Source organism: Desulfogranum marinum (assembly GCF_016918565.1).
Lineage (GTDB): Bacteria > Desulfobacterota > Desulfobulbia > Desulfobulbales > Desulfobulbaceae > Desulfogranum > Desulfogranum marinum.
Genome location: NZ_JAFFQD010000008.1, coordinates 24576 through 43698, shown reverse-complemented (window position 1 = coordinate 43698; position 19123 = coordinate 24576). Strand labels below are relative to the sequence as shown.

The 19123-nt window shown below is 43.8% G+C and carries 18 protein-coding genes and 1 pseudogene; 10 read left to right on the top strand and 9 right to left on the bottom strand.

The annotated features are described in order from the left end of the window. Positions 1-259: 259 nt before the first annotated feature. Positions 260-2398, bottom strand: a complete 2139-nt coding sequence (locus tag JWH17_RS06625) for a hybrid sensor histidine kinase/response regulator (protein WP_205221804.1) — start codon at positions 2396-2398, stop codon at positions 260-262. A 406-nt stretch (positions 2399-2804) separates the two neighbouring features. Here JWH17_RS06625 and JWH17_RS06620 point away from each other — a divergent pair, with 406 nt between their 5' ends. The 9 genes from JWH17_RS06620 to JWH17_RS06580 all read left to right on the top strand — a co-directional run bounded on the left by JWH17_RS06620 (position 2805) and on the right by JWH17_RS06580 (position 10946). Next, positions 2805-3089 carry a hypothetical protein gene (locus JWH17_RS06620; RefSeq protein ID WP_205221803.1) on the top strand — a complete coding sequence of 95 codons (285 nt, stop codon included), beginning with the start codon at positions 2805-2807 and terminating at the stop codon, positions 3087-3089. Between the two features lie 393 nt (positions 3090-3482). Next, positions 3483-3650 (top strand): hypothetical protein, encoded by a 168-nt coding sequence (locus JWH17_RS06615; protein ID WP_205221802.1) that lies wholly within the window; start codon positions 3483-3485, stop codon positions 3648-3650. Positions 3651-3706: 56 nt separating this feature from the next. Beyond that, a complete protein-coding gene (locus JWH17_RS06610) occupies positions 3707-4531 on the top strand; it encodes a transporter substrate-binding domain-containing protein (RefSeq protein WP_438941063.1) in 825 nt (274 codons plus the stop codon). Positions 4532-4594: 63 nt separating this feature from the next. Continuing rightward, the gene (locus JWH17_RS06605) at positions 4595-5602 is read left to right on the top strand and encodes an amino acid ABC transporter permease (RefSeq protein ID WP_205221800.1); all 1008 of its coding nucleotides are present in this window, start codon (positions 4595-4597) and stop codon (positions 5600-5602) included. Positions 5603-5629: 27 nt separating this feature from the next. Beyond that, positions 5630-6361 carry an amino acid ABC transporter ATP-binding protein gene (locus JWH17_RS06600; protein WP_205221799.1) on the top strand — a complete coding sequence of 244 codons (732 nt, stop codon included), beginning with the start codon at positions 5630-5632 and terminating at the stop codon, positions 6359-6361. A gap of 21 nt (positions 6362-6382) precedes the next feature. Next, positions 6383-7156, top strand: a complete 774-nt coding sequence (locus tag JWH17_RS06595) for an EI24 domain-containing protein (protein ID WP_205221798.1) — start codon at positions 6383-6385, stop codon at positions 7154-7156. A 180-nt stretch (positions 7157-7336) separates the two neighbouring features. After that, positions 7337-8545, top strand: a complete 1209-nt coding sequence (gene lhgD / locus JWH17_RS06590) for an L-2-hydroxyglutarate dehydrogenase (protein WP_205221797.1) — start codon at positions 7337-7339, stop codon at positions 8543-8545. Positions 8546-8555: 10 nt separating this feature from the next. Next, positions 8556-9803: a lactate racemase domain-containing protein gene (locus JWH17_RS06585; protein WP_205221796.1), complete on the top strand. Its 1248-nt coding sequence runs from the start codon at positions 8556-8558 to the stop codon at positions 9801-9803. Between the two features lie 282 nt (positions 9804-10085). After that, a complete protein-coding gene (locus JWH17_RS06580; protein WP_205221795.1) occupies positions 10086-10946 on the top strand; it encodes a response regulator in 861 nt (286 codons plus the stop codon). 272 nt (positions 10947-11218) lie between these two features. Here the strand turns inward: JWH17_RS06580 and map are convergent. From map to proV, 6 genes and pseudogenes are all read right to left on the bottom strand, one after another. Continuing rightward, positions 11219-11992: pseudogene (map, locus tag JWH17_RS06575) on the bottom strand (type I methionyl aminopeptidase); the annotation flags it as partial. A gap of 386 nt (positions 11993-12378) precedes the next feature. Further along, positions 12379-13035 (bottom strand): class I SAM-dependent methyltransferase, encoded by a 657-nt coding sequence (locus tag JWH17_RS06570; protein ID WP_205221793.1) that lies wholly within the window; start codon positions 13033-13035, stop codon positions 12379-12381. 152 nt (positions 13036-13187) lie between these two features. After that, complete coding sequence (locus JWH17_RS06565) at positions 13188-13661, bottom strand: MarR family winged helix-turn-helix transcriptional regulator (protein WP_205221792.1); 474 nt, start codon at positions 13659-13661, stop codon at positions 13188-13190. A gap of 304 nt (positions 13662-13965) precedes the next feature. Continuing rightward, the gene (gene proX, locus JWH17_RS06560) at positions 13966-14994 is read right to left on the bottom strand and encodes a glycine betaine/L-proline ABC transporter substrate-binding protein ProX (protein WP_205221791.1); all 1029 of its coding nucleotides are present in this window, start codon (positions 14992-14994) and stop codon (positions 13966-13968) included. Positions 14995-15010: 16 nt separating this feature from the next. Then, positions 15011-15850, bottom strand: a complete 840-nt coding sequence (locus JWH17_RS06555) for an ABC transporter permease (protein ID WP_205221864.1) — start codon at positions 15848-15850, stop codon at positions 15011-15013. A gap of 292 nt (positions 15851-16142) precedes the next feature. Then, positions 16143-17360: a glycine betaine/L-proline ABC transporter ATP-binding protein ProV gene (gene proV, locus JWH17_RS06550; protein ID WP_205221790.1), complete on the bottom strand. Its 1218-nt coding sequence runs from the start codon at positions 17358-17360 to the stop codon at positions 16143-16145. Between the two features lie 330 nt (positions 17361-17690). On the opposite strand from proV, the gene JWH17_RS06545 reads away from it, so the two are divergent. Next, positions 17691-17834, top strand: a complete 144-nt coding sequence (locus JWH17_RS06545) for a hypothetical protein (RefSeq protein WP_205221789.1) — start codon at positions 17691-17693, stop codon at positions 17832-17834. Here the strand turns inward: JWH17_RS06545 and JWH17_RS06540 are convergent. Both JWH17_RS06540 and JWH17_RS06535 read right to left on the bottom strand, forming a co-directional pair. Next, positions 17831-18142: a hypothetical protein gene (locus tag JWH17_RS06540; protein WP_205221788.1), complete on the bottom strand. Its 312-nt coding sequence runs from the start codon at positions 18140-18142 to the stop codon at positions 17831-17833. The two genes, JWH17_RS06545 and JWH17_RS06540, sit on opposite strands and share 4 nt — an antisense overlap. A 256-nt stretch (positions 18143-18398) precedes the next feature. Continuing rightward, the gene (locus JWH17_RS06535) at positions 18399-19082 is read right to left on the bottom strand and encodes a class I SAM-dependent methyltransferase (RefSeq protein WP_205221787.1); all 684 of its coding nucleotides are present in this window, start codon (positions 19080-19082) and stop codon (positions 18399-18401) included. Positions 19083-19123: the final 41 nt, after the last annotated feature.

Here is a 19123-nt window from a genome sequence, read left to right as displayed (position 1 = left end):
TGAAAATGTAAACGGAATGGTAACGGTTGAGCGAATAACAAATACCCTTACTGTCACCTGAACCTGTAACTGTCCCGCAAAGTTCCTGATGCGCACAAGGAGGCTGGATAGCTATAAAATGTTATAGCTTCCATCCTGATACTGCGCAGGTGGACGGGTGCTGAAGTTACATAGGATATAATGGTCGCTGATGATAGAGGAAAGGGGGGGAGAGGTCAACCTTAAATCCAGTCGGACACGTTAGAGAAATGCTCTGCTCTTATGTTGTGGTTTGCTTGGCAATCGCTAGAGTTTTGCGTATTTTTTTCAGCAAATTTATCATTTGAAACGGCTTAGAGATAAAACCATCCGCACCAAGCTCGGTTGCCCGCTTGACGCTTTCAGTCGGGATGTAACCGCTAGCCACCAGAATACACACATTCGGGTCTAATGCCTTTAGCTTACGGATGGAATTGAATCCTCCCATGCCAGGCATGTTTAAATCCATGATTACAATATCGATTGTGTTTTTATTGGCAGCATAAATGCGGATGGCCTCTTCCCCGCTCTCGGCAAGAAGAGTTGCGTATCCATGGGTGGTGAGTATCTCAGCCGCTATTTCTCGAACAATGGCCTCATCATCAACGATCAAGACGGTTTCATTTCCACCCAAATCAACATCTTCTTTTTGTGGCTTTTTCGGGCGCTCATGTTGGCGGACAATGGCTGGAAAATAAATGGTGAACTCGGTCCCTTTGCCGGGGCTGCTAACGCACTGAATATATGCTCCATGTGACTGTATAATGCCATAAACTGTCGACAACCCGAGGCCTGTGCCCTGTCCAACTTCTTTGGTTGTAAAAAAAGGCTCAAAAATTCTCTCCAGGATAGCTTGATCCATACCAGGGCCGTTGTCGGCAATTTTCAGCATTACATTTGGCCCCTGGGTTGCTTGAAGGTGCTTTGCGCAAAAAGCAGCATCCAGACAAGTGTTTGCCGTGGAAATGGAAAGTGTACCTCCATCCGGCATGGCTTGATGGGCATTAATAGCCATATTGAGGATGATTTGTTCAATCTGGATCGGATCAGCGTTAATCGTATGCAGGTTCGGAGCAAGGTCTATCTTGATATCAATCATCTTGGGGATGGTATGGTCAAGAATGGTTCGGACCTGCGTGACTTGCTCATTGAGATTAAGCGGACCCAGGGCACTTTCTACTTTTCTGCTTAAGGTCAGAAGTTGCCTGATCAGATCAGCTGCCCGTTCACAGGCTTGGAGAATACCTTGGAGGTGTGAATAATTTTTGCTGGTTGGATCGCAGGTAGTGAGCATGAGCTGGGTATAACCTGATATTCCCTGGAGCAGATTGTTGAAATCATGGGAAATGCCCCCTGCAAGATTGCCTATGGCTTCCATCTTTTGTGACTGAAGCAGTTGTTCCCGGAGCATCTTGTTTGTTTGTTCTGCTTTTATTCGGTCTGTTATATCCAGAGCCAGGGAGGCAACGCCGACGAAATCGCCTTGACTGTTTAAAAGCGGGGTGTTGAACCATTCGCAGGTTTTAATTTTTTTGTCTTTGGTCAGATTGGTATTTATCTGCCGTATACTACCTTTCTGGTTGCTTATTTTTTTCCATAAAATAGATAGTTGTTCCTTTTCTTCTTCAGGGACGAGCAACTCAAAAGGCGTTTTGCCCATTGCCTCATCGCGTGAAAAACCAAAGATTACCTCTGCGGCTTTATTCCATTCAACGATTTGAAAATCGAGGTTCCACTCAATAACTGCAAGCGGGGTATGCTGCACGTGCATGGAGAGGTGCTGTGCCTGAAGGCGGAGTTTTTCTTCGGCTTTTTTTCGTTCGTGTACTTCTTGTTCCAATTTGGCAGTTCGTGCTAGAACCCGTTGTTCAAGCATTGCTTTTGCATCAAGCACGGTGAGAAACAACCAGATGGCCGTTAAAAAGAGCAGTAAACAGAAGAGAATATACAAAAACGGGTAAATTGATCTGCACACCAACTTGACATTAATGTGGCCAATGGTGGTACCGTTAAAGGTGATGGGTTCTTTCAGTTGGTAAGTACGGAGGAGACCAAGGGCTAAAAATAAGTTTTCGATTTGTGTATAGGGTTCTCCGTCAATGTGTAAAAACACCTGGTCCTGTTCGTCAAATATGGTTGCGTGCTCGTACCTGTTTGCTTTGACAGCCAGCATTAGATATGCTTTTGGGGCCTGCGATTCATAGGACCACAGCGATGTGCTGACAACCGTGGCATGGTTTTTTAACTGGTCGATTTGGTAAGCAATCACATGTCGTTGATAAAAGAAAGCAAAGAGGGAAAAGACAGTCAGGGAGAGTACAACCAGTAACCCCATGATTGCTTTAATGCTTAGACGTTTTTTAGTATGGAATGGGTGCACTTTTTTCCTCTTATGGAGCCGGCTTGCAATTCTTATTGAATTATATTGCTCATCGGGCCCACTGTTTTGAGAAAAATTCTTGTTTTAAGCAGGCAGAAGCAAGCAAGATTTTTTTTTGTGTGTATATTAAAATGAGTTTTAAGTGCTTAATTGCTGTTGTGATCTTATCATAATTGTAATTGTTACCATGTACTTATTGGTTGGTCGAGCAAATATAAAAAAAATGCTCCCAGTCAGTGTGATGGTACTTTTGTTGCTTTGTCGTTCCAGCAAATTGCTCTTGCCAAAGGATGGAATACTGTCCTCCAGATTCATATTTATACCCGTATCTGTTTAGGGCAATCGGTTCTGGGTTGGCATTTTTTCACGGTAACTTTTAACGGAGAATATTCTCCAGGGAAAAAAAATGGGTATGCTTCGTATTGTTGAAAAAGGCTCTGATTTTAACAAGGTGATCTCGTTCCCTCATTTTTATATGAATGATTTTTCTGTGTTGGGTCTTGTTGTAAGTGAACTCCCAAAAGCGGTGGACGCCCTGCAGGACAAAGGGATTCTTGTGCAGCAAGAACAAGAGACAACGTGGATCTCGTTTGTAGACAAACAACAATTGGACACCATCCTCGGAGAACTCACAGCCGGGCAGATCAGGTACACTCTTTCTGACCTTGTCAGCTGCACCTATCAAGGCTGATGAGCTTCTTTCCGCCGGTTCGGCGGGAAAAAGATACATGCTGTAGGGAAGTCTCCTACATCCCATTTGTTTGGCTGCTTTGTAGCTATTTAACAGTAACCTACAAAATCTGTTTTTACCTCTGCGAACGAACAAACAGGAAAACATAAGCCTTGCTATTAAAGTTATCCAGCCTGTTTGTACGCATCTGGAGCACCGTTGAAGCCTTACAGCTCGAAGGGAAGGCGAGGTTCTTTGTTATTGGCTGAAAAGTTACGTTTCGTTTTGAAAAGAGTGAATGAAACAGAGTCCATTTTGTGATAGGAATTTCTTGCCTGGATTGTGTGTTGCGACTATAACAGGCCTTTCTTTTCGACGTGGAGATCGTGAATGACAAGAAAAGGGAGATCGTGAATGACAAGAAAAGCAAAAGAAGAGCGGCAAAAAGCCGTTGAAGTTGTGTGCCCGAAATGTCGTCAAACTCAGATAGTCTATTTCCCTAAAGAGACGATGCCTGTCTGTCAGTATTGTCGAATTGAAATGGTGCTAAAAGAAATTTTGACCGAAGGGAAGTACGGCTGAAGTATAAAAGAGCTGTAAGAGTCTGAAAATTAAATATATCTGCAAAGGAGAAAATGATGAAACAGGGAATGAGGCTTGTAGCACTGGCTTTACTCGGTGTTGTTGCAATGGTGATGAATGCGACAGCTGCTGATATAGACCTTGCCGGCAAATCTACCATTGAATCCATTTTAAAGCGCGGGGAACTGCGATGCGGGATTGACTCGGGTTACATGCCATTTGAAATGACCGATAAAAACGGAAAATTTATTGGATTTGAAATTGATCTTGCCCGTGAGCTTGCCAAGTCAATGGGCGTGAAGTATGTGCCTGTCAACATGGCTTTTGACGGTATTATTCCAGCCTTGCTGACTGATAAAATCGACATTATCACTGCAGGTATGACTGTAACCCAGGAACGTAATCTGAAGATTAATTTTGTGGAACCCTTCATTGTTATCGGCCAGACTCCTATGATCAACAGCAAGCATCAGGGTAAGGTGAAGAGTTACCGTGACTTGAACGATCCGGCATTTACGATTGTTTCCAAGCTGGGAACCACCGGCGAGATGGCAGCAAAACGGTATCTGCCCAAGGCCAACTACAAATCGTTTGAGACTGAAACCGATGCCGCGCTCGAAGTCCTGAACGGTAAAGCAGATGCCATGATTTATGATTTGCCCTTTACTTCTATCTTTACCGCAGAACAGGGTGGCGACAAACTGTTCCTGATTAAAGAGCCGTTTACTTTTGAACCGCTTGCCTGGGGTATTCGTAAGGGTGACCCCGATTTTATCAACTTCCTGAATAATTTCATGCATCAGATCAAAAATGACGGGCGTTACCAGAAGCTGTATCATAAATGGTTTGAAAGCACTGAATGGCGTAAAAATATGCAGTAAGTCTTTTTTTTATACCGGGAGAGATTCTCTCTCCCGGTTTCCTTTTTTCCTGCGGTATCTTTCATGTTTGACTCATCAGCACGTGCTCAGCAAACCCGGAAGTATAATCTGTTTTGGTACAGCGTTTTTGTCGTTATAGTCATTGGTAGCCTTGCCGGGCTCTATGCTGCTACCCTGCAGGTTGATTATGTCTGGCGATGGAACAGGATTCCAAAATATTTTTACTACGAAGAACAGATTGATATTCGGACTGAAATTGAAGGGGTTGTTAGTGGTATAACGCTCAATGGTGAGACTGCCCAGATCGAAGTGTCTGGAGAAGATGAATTCACTGAATCATACACTGTCCCTGCCGGCGGTATTGTCGTCAATGAAAACGATACTGTCTTTATGGGTGACGTGCTGGGTCGGGAAACCAAGTGGCAGGCAGGTCTATTACTCGTCGGGCTGTGGGTAACCTTAAAGGTTAGTTCTATTGCCATTGTTTTTGGCGTAATCCTGGGCCTGCTTACCGGGCTTGCACGGATTTCTCAGAATCCTGCATTGCGGATGTCGGCAATTACCTATATTGAACTGATCCGTGGCTCACCGTTGCTGGTTCAAATTTTTATCTGGTATTTTGTACTGGGTACTCTGATAAATTCAATGTTGGCAAATATAGGCCTTGGTCAGATTTCACCGCTGTGGTTCGGGGTGGCCTCCCTTGCCATTTTTGCCGGGGCCTATGTGGCAGAGATTGTGCGGGCTGGTATCCAATCTATTCATCCCGGCCAGGTGGAGGCCGCCCGCTCACTGGGAATGTCCAAGTATCGGGCCATGCGTCACATTATATTGCCACAGGCATTTCGAAGAATTCTGCCGCCTCTTGCCGGGCAGTTTATCAGCATGATTAAGGATTCCTCATTGCTGGGGGTTATTGCCATTCGCGATCTGACCAAGGCTACCAGGGAAGCCGTAACCAGTAGTTTGCAGCCCTTTGAACTGTGGTTTTTATGTGCAATTCTTTATCTGGTGCTGACATTTGCCTTTTCCATGTTTGTTCAGTATCTGGAGCGTAAATCCGTACAATAACCACTCTTCCGAGGGTAGAAATTTACAATGATAGAAGTCAAAAATATATTTAAAACTTTTTACGCCCCTGAAGAGATACAGGCGCTGTACGATGTTACCCATACCATTGAGCAGGGGCAGGTCGTTGTTGTTATTGGACCGTCAGGGTCTGGTAAATCAACTTTTCTTCGCTGTCTGAACCGATTGGAATACCCCGATTCCGGACATATTTTTATTGATGGGGTTGATATCCTATCGCCGAAAACAGATATTAATAAAGTCCGTGAAGAAGTAGGAATGGTGTTTCAGTCTTTTAACCTGTTTCCCCACAAAACGGTGATTGAAAATCTGACTATTGCTCAGCAGGTTGTGCGTAAGCGATCGAAAAAAGAAGCTGTGTCCATCGGGATGTCGCTGCTCAACAAGGTCGGTATCCGTGACAAGGCTGGTGTGTATCCTGCGCAACTTTCAGGGGGGCAACAGCAGCGGGTAGCCATTGCCCGTTCCCTGGCCATGGAACCTAAGGTTCTGCTTTTTGACGAACCCACATCCGCCCTGGACCCGGAAATGATAGGTGAAGTGTTGGATGTAATGAAAACTCTGGCCAAGGAAGGCATGACCATGGCGGTTGTCACCCATGAAATGGGTTTTGCCAGAGAAGTAGCCGACGAGGTGCTGTTTATGGATGCGGGGAGAATAATGGAAAAAGGTTCGCCCGAGCACTTTTTTATTAATCCTGAATCCGAACGTACCAAGTTGTTTCTCAAACAGATCTTATAAGTACGATTTTTTTGATATATTATGCAGGGCCGTACATCTCAATCCCGCTCATACGCCACGCCATGGGTATCCCTTGGCTATTCTCTCCGTTTTATTTTCCGCTATCCCAAGGTACTGAGTGTCAGCATGATGCTGGTAGTGGCTACAGGGTTGCTCACCTGGCTGGGCACTTACGAAAGTCTCGCCTTCATTGATTCGCTGACCGGTGATTTTTTTGCTCACCCGCCTGAGCCCGATCATTTCTGGAGTTGGCCGCTGGTGTGGGGGTGGAGCGCATTGCGATGGCTTTTTTTAATCGTTTCCCGTGTGATAGCCTTTTATTTAGCCTTTCTGTTGGCCTACTGCCTGACCACGCCTGGCTATGTTTTTTTGAGTTTTCTTGCCGGAAATCGTTTTACCGGTCAGGCCAGGGAAGGAGAGGCATCCATGACACTTATCGGGATGTGCATTGATCTGATTGAGGGCGTAAAGATTGCAATGGTCGGTATTGTGGTAACCATTGTTGCTCTGTTGCTAAATTTTCTTCCTGTCATAGGCCAGGCAAGTGCCTTCCTTTTGTATGTTTTTTATTCCGCCCTGATGTTTATTGATTTCCCATCGTCGCGCTATCGCTGGAAACTGGGGCAGAAAATAGGTTGGATCAAAAAGCACCGGAATCAGGCTTTTCGCCTTGGCTTGCTTCCTGCGGTTGTCAGTATCATTCCATTGATCAATATCTTTTTTATGGCGCTGTTGTTTCCCCTTTTTACGGTTCATACCACTCTTAATTATCTGAGCATTGAAGGGCGGCGTTAATTTATAGATCGATTCGTCTTTTAGTATTCCCGCAGTTTCTCCTCTTTGCCGTCATCTTCACGGAAAGGATTCGACTCGTCTTGTGCATCTCGTTCTATTGGTTATTGTTTAAGTTTCAGGATAAATAACAGACACTATTTTTCGTAGCAGAAAGTAATCCCAGCCAACGAGTGAAGCCCTATGGAACATATATCAGCCGATTTGCTGGTTATTGGCAATGGCATTGTCGGTGCCTCCACTGCGCTTCAACTAAAAAAAAAGTGTCCAAAGCTCAACATCTTGCTGCTCGACAAAGAGCAACATTGTGCCGGTCATCAGACCGGTCATAATTCAGGAGTTGTACATGCAGGCGTTTATTATAAGCCTGGCAGCCTTAAAGCTGAATTGTGCAAAAAGGGTGTTGAACTGACAAAAACGTTCTGTTTACAGCACAATTTGCCCTATGTGCAATGCGGCAAGCTCCTGGTGGCGACCTCTGATCTGGAAATGGCAAGGATGGAGGCGCTACGTAAAAGATGCTATGAGAATGGCATCACTGTCCAAACCATATCTGCACCAGAACTCAGACGGCGTGAGCCAAATATTACAGGCAAAGGGGCTCTGTTAGTTAAAGCGACCGCGATTACCGATTATCCCGAAATCACCAGGCAGATGAACAGGTTATTTAGAGATCTCGGCGGTAAAACACTTTTCGGTGCCGAAGTGGTTAAAATCCAGGAGGTGGAACAGGAGGTTCGGGTGCAAACAGCAGGCAATCGTATCCATGCTGTAAATGTGGTTGTTTGTGGTGGCCTGATGGCTGATCGACTGGCGAGAATGATGGGCATTGCTCTTACGTTTCAGATTGTTCCGTTCAGGGGAGAATACTACCAGCTACCATCTCGTCTAAGATCTCTAGTAAAACACCTTATCTATCCTATCCCCGATCCAGATCTTCCTTTTCTTGGGGTCCATCTTACACCAATGGTTAATGGCTCGCTGATTGTAGGTCCCAATGCAGTATTGGGTTGGAAAAGGGAAGGATATGGTCGTTTCAATGCGAGCATTAAGGATATAGCACAGATGGTACAATATAAGGGGTTCTGGAAAGTGCTAGGCCATAATTTGCATGCCGGAATTGAGGAGACGATCGACTCGTTGTATAAACCGGGTTACCTCAAACGGGTGCAAAAATACTGCCCCCGGATAAGGGCGAAAGATTTATTGCCCTATCCTGCAGGTATCCGAGCACAGGCGGTCATGGAAGATGGCAGCTTGGTGCATGATTTTCTTTTTGCAGAGACAGGCAGATCGCTGCATGTCTGCAATGCCCCTTCACCGGCTGCTACATCGGCCCTTCCGATCGGCGACTATTTGTTAACCAAGGCTGCTGAAAAATTCAGTCTGTAAGAGGAGCGCAGTGAAAACAGTTGTCTTTAAGTATGGCAATAAGGAGGTAGCCATAAAGCTTCCTGGTCGGGCGCAACTGCTTTATGGAACCGAGCCGCCGGCATCAGTAGGCAAAGAAAAATTTGTCAGTGGTCTGGATCAGCTCATCGGCAACCAGGCTTCCAAGGGGCCCATAGCAATCATCGTGGCGGATAAAAACAGGTTGTGCGGTTATCCGCAGGTTCTCCCCTGGGTTATGGAAACCTTGAAAAAAAGATCCATAAATGATGATCAGGTTACTTTTTATATCGCCTATGGGACCCATTTACCACAGTCAGAAGACGAGTGCCTTGCGGCATACGGAGAAGTGTATCAAAAGTACCGGTTCATTCATCATGACTGCACCCAACAGGATGCATTTGTTATGTTGGGAGCAACGCGCCAGGGGACACAAGTAAAGGTACGGCGGGATGTTGTTGAGTCCGGATTTATTCTTACTCTCGGGGCTGTCTCACATCACTATTTTGCAGGGTATGGAGGCGGGAGGAAGTTGCTTTTTCCAGGATTGGGGGAAAAAAAGGCTATTTATACGAACCATGGACTTTTTCTGGATAAAGAAAACGCACGACTCGCTCAAGGATGCTGGCCTGGAAACCTTGATGGTAATCCTTTGGCAGAGGATCTTCAAGAAATTCACGAGATGCTTCCCAACTACCGATCCATCCATGCTGTTTTAGACAGCAAGGGTAAACCGGCTAGCTACCATTTCGGGAAAAACTACGACGATTTCCTTGATGTCTGCAGGATGCTGGACGATTGTTATAAGATTGAAGTTGAAAAGCCATTTGATCTGCTTTTTGCCTCAGCAGGCGGTTTTCCGAAGGATATTAACATGATTCAGACACATAAATCTCTCCATAATGCTGCCAATCTGGTCCGAGATGGAGGAAAACTGGTCATGTTTGCAGAGTGTCGAGACGGGATTGGGTCAACAACCTTTTTGCCGTATTTTGAGATGGGCGGATGGGATAATGCGTTTAAGGCATTAGCAGATAATTATACCGGCAACGGTGGTACCGCTCTATCCATGATGGAAAAAACAAACCGAATCAACATAGCTTTAGTGACCAGTTTGCCTGGTGATATTTGTGCAAAATTACACGTCGAGAAACAGACACTCGAGCAGGCTGCCTGTTCCTTCAATGGTGTAACCGGCAGGATTGGAGTTGTGCAAAATAGTTCTCTCCTGGTTTCGGATCGTATGTCAAACGTTTCGTAGATTGGGTCATTGAAATCTTTGTATAAGGTATTGGAAAATACGTCCTGTCAAGAAATGTAAAAACAGAAAGGGAGATTGAATAATAGGGTTTTCGCCCAAGGTTGAGGCATGTCGGAAAAAAGACAATAAGCCTATACCCACTATCGGAGTCTTCGCATTGCTCTGAGGGTATCTTTTCACATAACGAGGTAAGCGCAGGCTGTGAGAGATTGGATGAAAGAATTAATGCGAAAGAGCAATTAATCATAATCTGCAAAATCTTCTTTATTCTTTTGAGATATAATGAAAGAAATTATTAAATGGCTCCGTGAAATTGAACATTTAGCAAACAACGTATATTCGCAAGCTGCATTGTTTCATGCAAATGACGAAAATTTTAAAAGCTTTTTAGAGCGCACAGCCGAAGAGGAAGCTTGGCACTATCACGTTATGGGGAGTGCGGCTGAATATCTTTCTGCAGAGCCTGACGTTATACCTGTTATTTCCGTTGATGATAAAACAAATCAAAAAATCACAAAATATTTTTTAGAAATCAGTTCAGGCAGTACGGAAGGAACTCTTTCCAAAGCAGAACTCATCGAGAAAATAGTCGAGGTTGAGCTTTCAGAATGGAATGATATATTTCTTTACGTCGTCAATTTTTTAAAAGATAGAACATGTGAGTTCAAATATCCAGCCGCAAGAATACAAACCCATATCAAGGAAATTGAACACTATTTAGAGACAGTGCAAGGACGAACGCAAGCACTGCAGAAAATAAAAGAATTACCCCCAGTATGGACTGAAAATATCTTAATAGTCGACGATGAAAAGATGATTACCGGACTTATTAAATCACTGCTTAACCGATCAGGGAACGTTGATATTGCTCATGATGGGCAAGAAGCGCTCAACATGATGGAGAAAAAATTTTATAAATTAATAGTCTCAGATATCGACATGCCTAAAATGGATGGGCTACGTTTCTACCATGAAGCGGTAGAAAAATATCCGTCGTCCAGCAATAGATTTCTCTTCATGACAGGGTATCTCTCTTCTGAGAGGCAATCCTTTTTCGATAAAAGGAATATCCAATATCTTGCCAAGCCGATGGACATTAGTGCGCTGAGAGAAGAGGCTGCAAAAATTATTCTTTTCAAGTGAGTAACTATACGGAACTACCGCACGGCATTCGCGCTAACCACTGCGCACGATCAGGCAAGAAAACAGAGCATTACTATCGTTATCCAGCTTGCTTGTACGCATCTGAAGCAATGCTGAACAAGATATAAATCGAAGTTGAGGCGAGGGGAATAGGGGTTGCTACAGGTATATCGTTGATATCGGAGTTTGCGTTTGTTCCTCACGCAAACAATGTAGGGAGGTAAGCGGCAAACTCCGAAAGCTGTGAAGCAACGTCTATCGATCAAAGCGCATTAATTCTCACCAGATTCTGTTAAGACTTCAACGCCGGAATTGGTCACTAAAACGGTATGCTCAAATTGAGCTGACAGCTGATTGTCAACTGTCCTTGCGGTCCACCCGTCTTTTTTGTCAATGGTGGCTTCTGCTTTGCCAACATTAATCATGGGCTCAATGGTAAAAATCATACCAGGTTTCATTCTCGCCCCACTTTTTTTAGGTGAAATATGGTTGACCTGGGGATCTTCATGAAATTGTAAGCCAACGCCATGGCCACAAAATTGATACACCACGCTGAACCCATTGGCTTTAGCATGTTTGCCGATAACAAAGCCTATGTTCCCAAATCGTTTTTTAGGCTGTACTTGTTCAATACCTAAATCAAGGCACTCTTTGGTCACCTGGATAAGTTTTTTCGCTTGTGCAGACACCTCACCTATGGTGAACATACGGCTGGTATCTCCATAATATCCGTCCACTATAGTAGTCACATCTATATTGAGAATGTCCCCATCTTTTAAAATGGTTTCTTTAGAAGGGATGCCGTGGCAAATGACATTATTGAGTGAAATACAGGATGATTTAGGAAAGCCGCGGTAACCCAATGGTGCAGGTATACCGCCATTTTCAGATATGAAATCATGGATGAGGTCATCAAGAAATTCAGTGGATACGCCTGCCTCAACATATTTCGAAATATAATCCAGAGTGGCGGCTGCCAGTTTAGAACTAATTTTTATTCCATCTATTTGTTTTTTTGATTTAATTATGATAGCCATGTTCTCGACATTCTTCTGTTGATTTTTGAAAAAATTTCACATTGATATTTTTTTGTAATTGTTCAGCAAACGTAACTACTCAACGGTTGACAACTCCTTGATTTATTACACCTAAAACCTGTAACTGCTTAGAGGAACCTTATGGAGTTTTCGTTTACTTATTTGGACAGGCGCTATTTTTCGCAGGTAAGCGACCAACGGGAGACTCCGTGGGGTGCCTGTGAGTAATTACATCCAATCTTTATTTTATATAGCTGAAATTACATGAAATAGCAAAAAACTCTTTTTTGCAGTCGTGTAGCCACAGTGCTATTCAATCATTTGGTAATATATATCGAAGGGAAGCTTGACGTATATACGCTGTAGTTCAAGATCAAGGTATGCGAGAGATGCTGCTACAGGCGGGGGGAGAGTTCAGACAGGAGAAGAGTATCAGAGATGATGAGCGGTTTCGCCGACGTCTTTTCACCGAGAAGTGCGTCAACTTGTTTTATCGTGGAAGGATGATGTTTCTGCGGGAAAAAATCGTGTAACCAAGCGTATAATTCCTGTACATCCTCAAAAATCCACTCCGTATCGATTTGCTGGATCGATAGCAGATCAAAGTTACTGGTATGGATGGCCTCCATGGCTTCCATCAGCTCATTTGATTCGTCCCTGAATATATTGCATATAACTGAAATATGGCTGTCTATCGATGGCTCCAATGTCAAAACGTAACCATCGTGCGCTAGCACTCTTTCCGTCTCCAGTAATGCTTTACAACTATTTTGGTGGTGAAGAGAGAGACTGAATAAGACAATATCAAATTTTTCGTTTCCACAATCAAGCGCTTCGCCGGTTCCCTGTCGAAAGTCTATTTCCGGAAACTTTTTTCGGGCGGTGGTGATTGATTCTTTACAGGGATCGATGGCGACGAGCTTTTTGCATTTTTTATGCAATCCAATGGTGATTCTGCCGTCACCGCATCCGATTTCCAGCACGTTGAGATCATCAAAATTTGTACATGAAAGGATGGTGCGGACAGCGACGTTCTCTCTATCGATAATCATATAATCACCAGAATGACTTTTTTTATACTATGTAGGCGGGCGGATATACATAACCCCGGAGATGGGGTTTGCCTACGCTTGAAGAAAGAGCGAAGTTTTTAAGATAGCCAACTAGCCGGCAGGTAAAAAACGATTATTAGAGAAGAAAGTAATCAGGTCGGCTGAATTGGCATGAGACCGGCTTGCTCGTCATCATAGTGCATAGCTTCTAACAAGACACTAAAACTCTGTTCAAGTTCGGTGAGTTGCTGTTGGGATAATTTATTTAAACTGGCGCTCAATTTTCCTTCGGGATGGGAAGGAGCCTTGGCAAGTATGGATTTACCTTCTTCAGTGATGTAGAGGTGAACTATACGTTGATCGGTTTTGCTCCGTTTGCGGTAAATGAGGTTATTGTCTTCCAGTTTATCCAGCATGTTGGAACAAGTAGATCGATGGATAGATAGTATTGAGGCAAGTTCTGAAACCTTTATACCTTCTGTCGAGCTGATTTCAAACAGCATCCAAAGTCTCACACTGCTTAATCCACATGATTTTTCAATACTTTTAGAGTGAGCTTGAATGGCTTTGAAGATTTTTCTGAGTTGCTGAGTTATAGTTTTTTCTTGTTCTATACGTTTGTCCATTGACCCTATTCAGGTTAAATACATTATGCCTGTTACCCAAAACTGCAATCTAAGCTTTATACCTTTTTATTAGGGCGACGACATCTAAAAAAGAATCAAGGGTATTGAAAAAACACCCCTCGGAGCCTGTCGGGAATAACCTTTTTCCTCATCGTTGTTGGTCGAAATCCAATGCTCGCCGATAAGCGTCAACTGTGATATCAGTTTTAGGCTGCACTTGGATAGCTGTAGATGCTTTGCTTTGAGGATAAAAATATTATTCAACAGGCTCCTGGGATTCTTATACTACTTGCCTAGTGTTTATTTATTTTGCGGCAGCTCTTGCCGCATCAAGCCAGCCATTCCATTTTTCCTGATTTTTAGCAATCCATTCATCCGCATGACGGTTAATATCTTTCTGGCTTTTTTCGCCTTCGTTCATCAGCGTATTTTGTTCGTTAATATCGCTGAGCGGTAAAGTGAAAAGTTCAAAAAATTTCTTGGCCGCAGGGTTCTTGGCCAAAAACTTTTTATTGGCAACAATTTGTATATCTGAAACAACAAAACCGAGCTTGACAGGATCAGAAACAGCTCCTTCAATACCACTCATCTCCATCCGGTCTTTACCTGCCATCTGAGATTCTTTAGGCATGGTTTTGGGGACATTGATCCACATTACGTCTTTGCCCGGTTGAAGTTTGAAAATTGTCCAGTTCGGCGCCCATGTGTAGAAAAATGCTGGTCCTCCGTCCTTATATTCGGCAAGGGTGGCAGCCATTCCTGCCTCATATGCAGCTTTAACGGGATTGATATGATCTTTAAGGTCATAGACTTCCATATGATGGGCGATTACCTGTTCGCATCCCCAACCAGGGGGGCATGCTGTAAGATCAGCTTTTCCATCATTATTTTTATCGAATGCTTTTTTCACCTCATCACGTTTAAAATCATCAAGTGATTTTATCCCAAATTCGTCCACATGCTTTTTGGAAACAAGGTATCCCTGCAGTCCACCGGCTTTTACGACATAGCCGACTTTTTCAGCCTTATCATAGAAACCTTTTGGAAGTTGGCCGTCATGATTGGGAAACCAACCGTTTGTCCAGTAATCAACATCACCAAGAGAAACCGATTTGTAAAATATAGGGTTTGACAAATCCTTGGGTTTATTCACTTTGTAGCCCAGTTCTTCCAGACCCTTACGCACCAATGCTTCTTGAAAAAAGCCGGTATTCCATGTTGCTCTGGCGGGTTGGAGTTTTGTCCCTTTGCCTGGTTGTGCGCTTTCAGCATAGGCTGAACCTACCAGCGTCATTGATGCTACTATAGTAGCCAGCAATAATTTTTTGAGCATGTTTTCTTCTCCTTTTTCAGTTTGATTTTGATCCCAGAGACTGGGTTATTCGATCTAAAACTATGGCAATAAGTACAATGGAAAGGCCACCAATGGTAGCCAGACCTATATCAAGGGTGTTTAACCCTAGGACCACCGGCGCGCCAAGACCACCGGCACCAATTAAAGCTGCGATGACCACCATGGAAAGCGCCATCATTATGGTTTGGTTTAATCCGGCCATAATGGTAGGCAATGCCAGTGGAATTTGAACCTTAAAGAGTACCTGGTTGCTGGTTGCACCGAAAGCCAGTGCTGCCTCAACAAGTTCCGGGTGAACCTGTCGGATACCGAGAGCCGTCAGGCGAACAATGGGGGGAAGGGCAAAAACAATGGTGGCTAGAACACCTGCAACATTGCCTATGGAAAAAAGCATGACAATGGGGACAAGATACACAAATGCCGGTGTTGTCTGCATTCCATCCAGTATGGGACGCATGAAAGATTCAAATTTGTCATTTTTCCCCGAGTATATCCCTAGGGGAATTCCTACAATGGTACAAAAGACAACCGAGGAAAATACCATTGCCAGTGTTATCATGGTATCTTCCCAAAAGCCGAGCAGCCCAATGAAGACGAGAGCTGCCACCGTAAAAATGGACAGCCGGATTCCAGACGTTCTCCAGGCTATGAAGGCCATTACAGCTATGATAAGGAGTGGCGGAATAGCTAGAAGCCCATTTTCAAGCCATGAGAGAGTTACTTCCACAGGCCATTTAATACCTTGGAAAAACCATCGATAGCCTTCAACCAACCAATCAATGAAAGAAGAAATCCAATCATCGAGCGGAATAAGCTTTTCTTCAAAATCAAACATCATGATCTCCAGAAAATTTAATAAATAGTGGGGTTAGTCTTGAATTCTCATTTGGTCAGACAGCGTCAGAATCAATGTCGTCGGATATATGCATAGGTAAGCTTAGACTCCGGGTAAGCGTAGACTCCGAGAGTCGTCTCTTTTCATTGCCGCTAAAACTGAGAAATATAACGCCGGACTGATGGCCCATAAGTGAACATTGCGTAAAATTGTCATTTCATATCACCTTACACAACATGCATAAAATGATTGCAATTGGACAACACAACACGATGCTCATTGAGAATTCGGGTTACATATTGCTGTTATTATCTGACCGATAAAGCGTTTTCAGGAACCTGTTCTTCGATACCACGCCCTTAAAAACAGAGTTTTCGTCAATCACGGGTATAGGCCATTTGTGGGATGCCACCTGAGGCAGAATATCTTGAAGAACTTCGGTCTCTTTTACAACCAGCGCTTCTTTAATAAAGGCATCCTCTATTTTCTTTTTCGCATCATGGGGAGGTGATTCAAGGAGAGTGCGAAGGGAATCTGTGGAAACAACTCCGAAAAAGCGGTGTTCCGAGTCGAGAACATACGCGTATTCTCTATCCCGGTTATTTAACAGCTCAAGCGTTGCCCGAGGGCTGCCCTGGGGAGTATGCCATATAACGGTTGGCTGATTATGGCGCACGATATCCCCTGCTGAAATAACACCTGTGGGATCAACTCCTCTAAAAAAGGCTCGAACATAATCATCTGCTGGATTTTGCAGGATTTCTTCCGGGGACCCGACCTGAACAACTCTTCCTCCTTCCATGATTGCAATCCGATCACCGATGCGAAGAGCCTCATCAAGATCATGCGAGATAAAAACAATGGTTCTTTCCTGTCTGTCCTGGAGTTTGAGTAATTCATCCTGCATTTCAGTACGGATGAGTGGATCTAATGCAGAAAAAGCCTCGTCCATGAGGAGAATGTCTGGGTCAACAGCAAGCCCACGGGCTAGACCAACGCGCTGCTGCATCCCACCACTCAACTCGGAAGGGAGCGCATTTTCCCAGCCATCAAGCCCAACCTGTTTGAGGGCATCAATAGCTCTTTCGGTGCGTACAGCTTTTTCGATCCCATCGAGCTCAAGCCCAAACGCGACATTTTGGAGTACACTTAAGTGAGGCATAAGTGCAAATGACTGGAAAACCATACTTGTTTTGCTTCTTCTGAACTTTACAAGTTCTGTTTTTCCCATTTTCAGGATATCTTGGCCATCGATGATAACTTCTCCGGCAGTAGGTTCGATTAATCTGTTTAAAGTCCGAACCAGGGTTGATTTGCCTGATCCGGATAAACCCATCACAACAAAGATTTCCCCTTTTTCGACCTCGAAGCTTGCATCCTGAACGCCAACGGTCATTCCTGTTGTTTCATAGATGTCTTCTTTGCTTTGCCCTTTTTCAAGGAGTTTCAGAGCCCTCTCGGGTGAATCACCAAATATTTTATAGAGATTCTTGACAGATATTTCAGGCATAACGATACGTTACTCGTCTTTTGAAGTTTTAAAATTGGAAGAATAATTTATGAATAGAATAGAGTACTATTTTGCAGAATATAATATTGACTAATATTGTATTGTGCAAAATCATACCAGGTATAACAATATTGGTCAATATTATATTGAGCAATATTGTATTGCGTAATACGATATTCTGTTCAGGCCCATTGTAAATAGGCTATCGGAAGTGATTTTTTTGAAAGTAGAGTCGGTATGAGCTGGGGCTACGGCAGAGAAGGTGGGTGACGAAGAGTATATATTATTCCAGCAAGAAATTAAGCGACTGTTGTCCAGAGCCACGTTTTTATGACTGTCAGTTATCGTAGTCAAGCAAATGACAAACGACGTTTCCCGCCAAGCAAAGAATGGGGCGTGTCTCACCGGAAGCAAAAAGCAAAATTCCAAACCAGGGAGCTGTTAACTTCCGGTGCAGCAATGGCCGAAGGCTAGTCTTCACCCTCACCTACCGGTTCCTTGGAAGTTGATAAAAAACCACGGCCCTGGGCAAAGTAAATATACACAGGCTTTTCATTGCGTAACACATCCAATACACTCTGGAACATAGTAGACGGGAGGTGCATTTTTATCTGTCCCCCACTTTCGCTATCATTTTCAAAATGCATACCTGGATCATTAAATCTGATGTAGGCTATGGTTTTGCCACCTTTACCGTACAGCGCAATTTGTGCTCGATTTGTTTGATAACCAGAAGGACTACCATAAACCAAAGTGTGGTATTTCTTGACTTCAGTTGCCATTATATATCTCCTCTTTTAAATTAAAAAGTGAGCTATACTCATTGCGGCATGATTGCCGGCAAAGAGGTCTTGCCCATGTTGCATTCAGCTTTGTTACCTCGTGCCCTTCCGCAGATGGTCTTTAAGATTCGATGGCGGCGTTATGCGTAAGTTTTACCTTGACTTAGCTTTTCGTCATTTCCTCACCGCCTTTTTGATACTTTCGCACTCTCCATGTATATGAAGACTTTGTGCAGGGTTCCGTAAAGGTTGCCACCTATACTTTATGTGCTCGAAAATAAAGTAACGATCCATTCTCGCAGGGAATACGCTCAAATGTGAACCCATTCTCACTAAATATTTTCATCAATTCTTCTTCTGAGTGTATCTTCCCTCTAATGGTGCTCCCAAGCGTATTTCTTTCAGGCACAGGCACAGCACAGATAAAAACAGAGCAGGTGGTTATGACCCTTTTGACTTCCTTGAGCACCTTGTAAAGGTCATCAAAGAAATTTAAAGATAATATACAGATACATACATCAAATGATGCATCTTCAAAGGGGAGGCATTCGGCATCAGTTACATAGAATTCAGCTTGATCAAAGCCAACAGATCGGAACCGATTGACAGCCTTTGTAAGCAGCCCCGGACTGATATCCGTGCCAGTGTAACTGTTGTCGGCATGGAGAAAATTAACGGCGCTACCGCTTCCTGTTGCCAATTCAAGTACCCGTTTTCCATGGACATCCTTCAGCTCCCTGCACAGAATGTCGAGGTGTTTACCCATGTTGCCGCCAAATTTTTTGGGAAATATGAACTTCATCATAATACAATCATAGAGAAACGAAAAAGAATCACCGAGCCAGGGTTTAAATACCTGGGGCTTGCCGTCGTTGCCCAGGAGGTAATTTACTCCTTTTTTGCTGATAACTTTCGCGCCCTTCTTGAGCATCTCCGCCATCGCCTCCAGAGTTTTTTTTATATTGTAACTTCCTCGGATGA

What these genes read in the sequence shown, in the direction of transcription:
- JWH17_RS06615 (WP_205221802.1), top strand. Translation starts at nt 3,483, where the DNA reads ATGACAAGAAAAGCAAAAGAAGAGCGGCAAAAAGCCGTTGAAGTTGTG.
- JWH17_RS06605 (WP_205221800.1), top strand. Translation starts at nt 4,595, where the DNA reads ATGTTTGACTCATCAGCACGTGCTCAGCAAACCCGGAAGTATAATCTG.
- JWH17_RS06555 (WP_205221864.1), bottom strand. Translation starts at nt 15,850, where the DNA reads ATGTTTGATTTTGAAGAAAAGCTTATTCCGCTCGATGATTGGATTTCT.
- proV (WP_205221790.1), bottom strand. Translation starts at nt 17,360, where the DNA reads ATGCCTGAAATATCTGTCAAGAATCTCTATAAAATATTTGGTGATTCA.
- JWH17_RS06580 (WP_205221795.1), top strand. Translation starts at nt 10,086, where the DNA reads ATGAAAGAAATTATTAAATGGCTCCGTGAAATTGAACATTTAGCAAAC.
- JWH17_RS06595 (WP_205221798.1), top strand. Translation starts at nt 6,383, where the DNA reads ATGCAGGGCCGTACATCTCAATCCCGCTCATACGCCACGCCATGGGTA.
- JWH17_RS06565 (WP_205221792.1), bottom strand. Translation starts at nt 13,661, where the DNA reads ATGGACAAACGTATAGAACAAGAAAAAACTATAACTCAGCAACTCAGA.
- JWH17_RS06570 (WP_205221793.1), bottom strand. Translation starts at nt 13,035, where the DNA reads ATGATTATCGATAGAGAGAACGTCGCTGTCCGCACCATCCTTTCATGT.
- proX (WP_205221791.1), bottom strand. Translation starts at nt 14,994, where the DNA reads ATGCTCAAAAAATTATTGCTGGCTACTATAGTAGCATCAATGACGCTG.
- JWH17_RS06545 (WP_205221789.1), top strand. Translation starts at nt 17,691, where the DNA reads ATGACTGTCAGTTATCGTAGTCAAGCAAATGACAAACGACGTTTCCCG.
- JWH17_RS06610 (WP_438941063.1), top strand. Translation starts at nt 3,707, where the DNA reads ATGAAACAGGGAATGAGGCTTGTAGCACTGGCTTTACTCGGTGTTGTT.
- JWH17_RS06535 (WP_205221787.1), bottom strand. Translation starts at nt 19,082, where the DNA reads ATGGCGGAGATGCTCAAGAAGGGCGCGAAAGTTATCAGCAAAAAAGGA.
- lhgD (WP_205221797.1), top strand. Translation starts at nt 7,337, where the DNA reads ATGGAACATATATCAGCCGATTTGCTGGTTATTGGCAATGGCATTGTC.
- JWH17_RS06540 (WP_205221788.1), bottom strand. Translation starts at nt 18,142, where the DNA reads ATGGCAACTGAAGTCAAGAAATACCACACTTTGGTTTATGGTAGTCCT.
- JWH17_RS06620 (WP_205221803.1), top strand. Translation starts at nt 2,805, where the DNA reads ATGGGTATGCTTCGTATTGTTGAAAAAGGCTCTGATTTTAACAAGGTG.
- JWH17_RS06600 (WP_205221799.1), top strand. Translation starts at nt 5,630, where the DNA reads ATGATAGAAGTCAAAAATATATTTAAAACTTTTTACGCCCCTGAAGAG.